General features: G+C 59.1%; 4 protein-coding genes. 2 read left to right on the top strand and 2 right to left on the bottom strand.

The genetic code is table 11. The features are described from left to right. Positions 1-95 precede the first annotated feature (95 nt). Positions 96-239 carry a hypothetical protein gene (locus tag PN477_RS19350; protein ID WP_272115570.1) on the bottom strand — a complete coding sequence of 48 codons (144 nt, stop codon included), beginning with the start codon at positions 237-239 and terminating at the stop codon, positions 96-98. Then, positions 236-928, bottom strand: a complete 693-nt coding sequence (gene rppA, locus PN477_RS19345) for a two-component system response regulator RppA (protein WP_272115572.1) — start codon at positions 926-928, stop codon at positions 236-238. Before rppA ends, PN477_RS19350 begins: the two co-directional genes overlap by 4 nt. Positions 929-1,054: 126 nt before the next feature. Between rppA and PN477_RS19340 the strand changes: the two genes are divergently transcribed. Both PN477_RS19340 and PN477_RS19335 read left to right on the top strand, forming a co-directional pair. Continuing rightward, entirely contained in the window at positions 1,055-1,720 is a 666-nt protein-coding gene (locus tag PN477_RS19340; protein WP_272115573.1) for a permuted SH3 domain-containing protein, read from the top strand. 6 nt (positions 1,721-1,726) lie between these two features. Further along, on the top strand, positions 1,727-4,891 hold the full coding sequence (locus tag PN477_RS19335) for an efflux RND transporter permease subunit (RefSeq protein ID WP_272115574.1): 3,165 nt from the start codon (positions 1,727-1,729) through the stop codon (positions 4,889-4,891). Positions 4,892-4,955 lie beyond the last annotated feature (64 nt).

Here is a 4,955-nt window from a genome sequence, read left to right as displayed (position 1 = left end):
CACTTGGGTGCGTTGGCCTCCCGATTCTAACACAAAACTGAATTCAGTCGTCTCCCGTTGGTCGGTTTATTTGTTGGCAAAAATTCATCTCACCGCTAACCTAACGGTGTAGCGGGAGTCCTCTTTTTGCATTGAAGATAGACCCCATAGGCCGAAAGACTGAGAATCCCCCCCATCACCAGGGAATACCACAGGGCCAAACGCACCCGACTCCGGTGAAAGAGGGGGCGAATGCTCATGGTTGACCCCCAAAGCGATAGCCCTGGCCGGGCACGGTTTCAATCGGGCAGGGACAGCCATGGCTCGCCAGCTTCCGGCGCAGGAGCCGCATCTGGGCCGCCACCACATTGCTCAGGGGTTCCTCGTCGAGATCCCAGAGTTGCTGCCGGATTTTGCTGCCGGACAGGATGCGATGGGGGTTTTGCATCAAGTAGGTGAGAATTTGAAATTCTTTGACCGTGAGGGGAATGGTTTGCGGCGGGTCTGGGGTGGTGAACCGCAGGGCGTTGTTGGCATCGTCGAGGGTGAAGGGGCCGACGCTGAGATCCTGGGGTTGGATTTGGGGCGATCGCCGCTGCAAGGCCCGCAACCGCGCCAACAATTCCGCCATCACAAAGGGTTTAACCAGGTAGTCATCCGCCCCGGCATCCAAGCCCGCAACGCGGTTTTCCGGTTCTCCGAGGGCGGTGAGCATCAGCACCGGCAGCGGGTTGTGGTGCGATCGCAATTTTTGACAAAGGGCCAACCCCGACAACCCCGGCACCATCCAATCCACGATCGCCACGGTGTAATCCGTCCACTGGTGTTCTAAGCACAGCCAAGCCTGCGCCCCATCTAGCAACCAATCCACCACATATTTTTCGCCGATCAAGACCTGCTTAATCGCTCTGCCCAAATCCTCTTCATCTTCAACAAGTAGTACACGCATCCTAACGATTTAACCGCCACCGGCTCGATCATACCGAACTTGCTCCCATTTCACCTGATTTTCATCCCCCCTGTGGCAGGCTGTGGGGACATTATCCATTGCGCAACGAAAAGGAGCATTCTTCTGATGAAATCCATGCCATTCGCCAGTGCCATGCTTGCGGTCAGTTTAATCGTGGGAACCCCCAATGTCGCGATCGCCCATGTGGGCCATGGGGATGAATTTCAAGCCGAAGGCGGCATTAATCGCGTCGAGGTCAACCCAGACACCAATGCCATTTTCGGCATTCAAGTCGCGCCCATTGAAGCCGCCCCCGACGGCAGTGCCACGGTGCTGATCCCAGCCACTGCCCTAGTGGATGCGGATGGCCAATCGCTGGTTTTTGTGCAATATGAAAATTTCTATGAGCCGGTGCCGGTCACCCTGGGGGCGACCCAAGGGGAGACGGTCGAGGTGACAACGGGCTTGTCAGTGGGTGAGCAACTCGTGACCCAGGGGAGTTTGTCCCTCTATGCCGAATCACGCAAGACCCAAACCGCCGCAGCCGATGCACCGGACGCGACAGCGGCTCCCACCGCAGCGGCTGAGACTCCCCAACCAGAGACCCCAACGGTGGCGACGGAAACCGTAGAAACCGCCGCAGTCCCAGACGAGGAGGGATCGGGCGGCTTGTCCTTGGGTGTCATGGCGATCGCTGGGGGCGTAGTGGCCCTGGTGGGGGGAGCGATCGCCCTGTTCGTGGGTGGCCGTGGGTCGAAGCGTGGCACTCCCCGCAACAACGGAGGCCGTTAAGCCATCATGTTGAACTCACTCCTGAATCAAACCCTCAAAACCGCGATCGCGCAGCGGTGGTTAATTGTTATGGGAGCGATCGCCGTGACCCTCTGGGGCCTGTTCAGCGTCACCCAAATGCCCCTCGATGTTTTTCCCCCCTTTGCGCCGCCCCAGGTGGATGTTCAAACCGAAGCCGTGGGGCTAGCGCCGGAAGCCGTGGAAACCCAGATCACGATCCCCATTGAAAGTGCGGTGAATGGACTGCCGGGGGTGACGACGGTGCGATCGTCCTCCAAGGTAGGACTCTCCATGGTGCAGATTGTGTTTGACCAAGAGGCGGACATTTACCAAGCCCGACAAGCGGTGACGGAACGCCTCCAGCAGGTGACCAACCAGTTACCCGACAATGCTCACCCGCCGCAAATCTCGCCCCTCCTCTCCCCCTTGGCGACAATTTTGCAATATTCATTCACGACCACTGACACCGGGGAAGCCTCGTTAATGGAACTGCGGCGACTGGTGGATGTCACCCTGCGTAACCAGATTTTGGCCGTGGCGGGGGTGTCCCAAGTGACGGTGTATGGTGGCGATGAGCGTCAAGAGCAGGTCTTGGTTGATCCGGAACGGTTGCGATCGCGCAATGTCTCCCTCAACGAAGTCACCGCCGCCGCTCAGGGTGCGAACGCCAACGCCCCCGGCGGCTTTCTGATCGGTGGCGGTCAAGAAATGCTCGTGCGTGGCCTCGGCTCCGTGCAGTCAATCACAGACCTACAGCAATCCGTGGTGAAAGTAGACCAGGGCAACCCCATCCTGCTCCAAGATGTGGCAGAGGTGAAAACCGGCTCGGCCCTGAAGCGCGGCGATGCCAGTTTTAACGGGGAACCGGCGGTCGTCTTGATGATCAACAAACAGCCCGCTGTGGATACGCCCACGGTGACCCAGGCCGTCGAAGCCGCGATCGCTGAACTGCAACCCACCTTCCCCGCCAATGTGCAGATGACCCGCACCTTTCGCCAAGCGGACTTCATCGATGCGGCGATTCACAATGTCAGCGGCTCCCTGCTGCAAGGGATCGTGATCGTGGCGGTGATTATGCTGCTGTTTTTGATGAACTGGCGTACGGCGATCATTACCCTCAGTGCGATTCCCCTGTCGTTGCTCGTCGGGCTGATGTTAATGAAGGCCTTTGGGTTGAGCATCAACACCATGACCCTGGGCGGGCTGGTGGTGGCGATTGGGTCGGTGGTGGATGATTCGATTGTGGACATGGAAAACTGCGATCGCGGTCTGCGCCAAAACCAAGCCCAGGGCAACCCCAAGCATCCGTTTCAAGTGGTCTATGAAACCTCGGTGGAGGTACGCTTAGCGGTGATTTTTTCCACGGTGATTATCATCGTTGTGTTTGCCCCGATCTTTAGCCTGACGGGGGTTGAAGGACGGATTTTTGCGCCGATGGGTTTAGCCTATTTGTTCTCGATCGCCGCTTCTACCCTCGTCGCCATGACCCTGTCCCCGGCCCTCTGTGCCCTTTTGTTGGCCGATCAACCCCTTCCCCCAGAGGGTACGGTGGTGTCTCGCTGGGTTGAACGGCTCTATCGTCCGTTGCTGCGGCTCTCCTTGCGATCGCCCCAGATCATCCTCGGTGCAGCCCTCGCGGCCTTGGTGGCCAGCGCCGCCCTCGTGCCCTCCTTGGGGCGAGTCTTTTTACCCGAATTTCAAGAGCGCTCCTTAGTCAACTCCATGGTGCTGTTTCCGGGGGTCTCCCTCGACATCACCACGGGCGCAGGGAAAGCCTTGGCCAATTCATTACAGGACAATCCTTTGTATGACTGGGTGCAGGTGCGGGCCGGTCGCGCTCCCGGTGATGCGGATGGGGCTGGGGTGAACATGGCCCACGTAGATATTGAACTCAGTGCCGCGGCCCTGCAAGATCGTGAGGCCAGCGTCCAGCAATTGCGAGCGGCGTTTTTGCAACTGCCCGGTGTTGCGCCCAACATCGGCGGGTTTATCTCCCACCGCATGGATGAGGTGCTGTCGGGGGTGCGCAGTGCGATCGCGATCAAAATCTTCGGCCCCGACTTAGCCCAACTGCGCAGCATCGGCGAACAAGTCCGCGACACAATCGAACCGATCGCCGGCGTGGTAGACCTCCAGCTCGAACCCCAATTACCGATCCGCCAGGTGCAAATCCAGTACGATCGCACCGCCGCCGCCGCCTACGGCCTCCGCATGGATCACCTCTCCGACCTGGTAGAAACCGCCCTCAATGGTCGCGTCGTCTCCCAAGTCGAAGAAAATCAGCAGTTTGTTGATATTGTCGTCTCGCTCCCCGCCGCCGCGCGGAGTCATCTGGATGCGATCCGAGCGATTCCCCTTTCCACGCCCACGGGGGAGATGATCAGCCTCGGAGACGTGGCGACGGTGGACTACGGCATGGGGGCAAATGTGGTGAATCGGGAAGATGTGTCGCGCTTAATCGTCGTTTCGGCCAACGTAGCCGATCGCGACCTCGGCAGCGTCGTCGGAGATATTCAGTCCCAAATTCGCCAAAACGTCCCCTTACCCAAGGGCTACTTTATCCAGTACGGCGGCCAGTTCGAGGCGGAGCAAAACGCCACCCATAACCTGCTGCTCTATAGCGGTCTAGCGGCGATCGCCATCACCGTGTTGATGTTCTTCTCGGTGCAATCCTTCCCCGCCACCATTGCCATCATGATCAATCTCCCCTTGGCACTCGTGGGCGGTATTTTGTCCATCGCCCTCACCGGCGGGGTGATCTCGGTGGCTTCCCTGGTGGGGTTTATCACCCTGTTTGGCGTGGCGGTGCGCAATGGCCTCTTGCTCGTGGATAACTACAACCGCAAGTTTGCCCAAGGGATGCCGATTAAGGCGGTGATTACCCAAGGCTCCCTAGACCGGGTCAACGCCATTTTGATGACTGCCTTCACGTCGGCGTTAGGGATGTTGCCGCTAGCGATCGCCCATGGAGCCGGTAACGAAATTCTGCAACCCTTAGCGATCGTCGTGTTGGGCGGCCTGGTCACCTCCACCACCTTAACCCTCCTCGTGATTCCGGCCCTCTACGCCCAATGGGGTCGCTGGCTGATGCCCAAGCCCAAGCGCACCGATCGAACCATCACCCCCACCGGCAATCCATCACCCCCACCGCCGGTCATGGATATCCGGTAAGCCCTGGTGATGTCGAACGGTTTAGAAGGAACGGGGTCACCGCGATCGCTGCCTAGGCAGCGAT

This window comes from Spirulina subsalsa CS-330 (assembly GCF_028330765.1).
In the GTDB taxonomy this organism is placed as follows: Bacteria; Cyanobacteriota; Cyanobacteriia; order Cyanobacteriales; family Spirulinaceae; genus Spirulina; species Spirulina subsalsa_A.
The sequence above is the reverse complement of the archived record's forward strand: the minus strand, read 5'-3'. Positions and strand labels throughout refer to the sequence as shown.

Coding starts and splice junctions, on each gene's coding strand:
- PN477_RS19350 (WP_272115570.1), bottom strand. CDS start 239: ATGAGCATTCGCCCCCTCTTTCACCGGAGTCGGGTGCGTTTGGCCCTG.
- rppA (WP_272115572.1), bottom strand. CDS start 928: ATGCGTGTACTACTTGTTGAAGATGAAGAGGATTTGGGCAGAGCGATT.
- PN477_RS19340 (WP_272115573.1), top strand. CDS start 1,055: ATGAAATCCATGCCATTCGCCAGTGCCATGCTTGCGGTCAGTTTAATC.
- PN477_RS19335 (WP_272115574.1), top strand. CDS start 1,727: ATGTTGAACTCACTCCTGAATCAAACCCTCAAAACCGCGATCGCGCAG.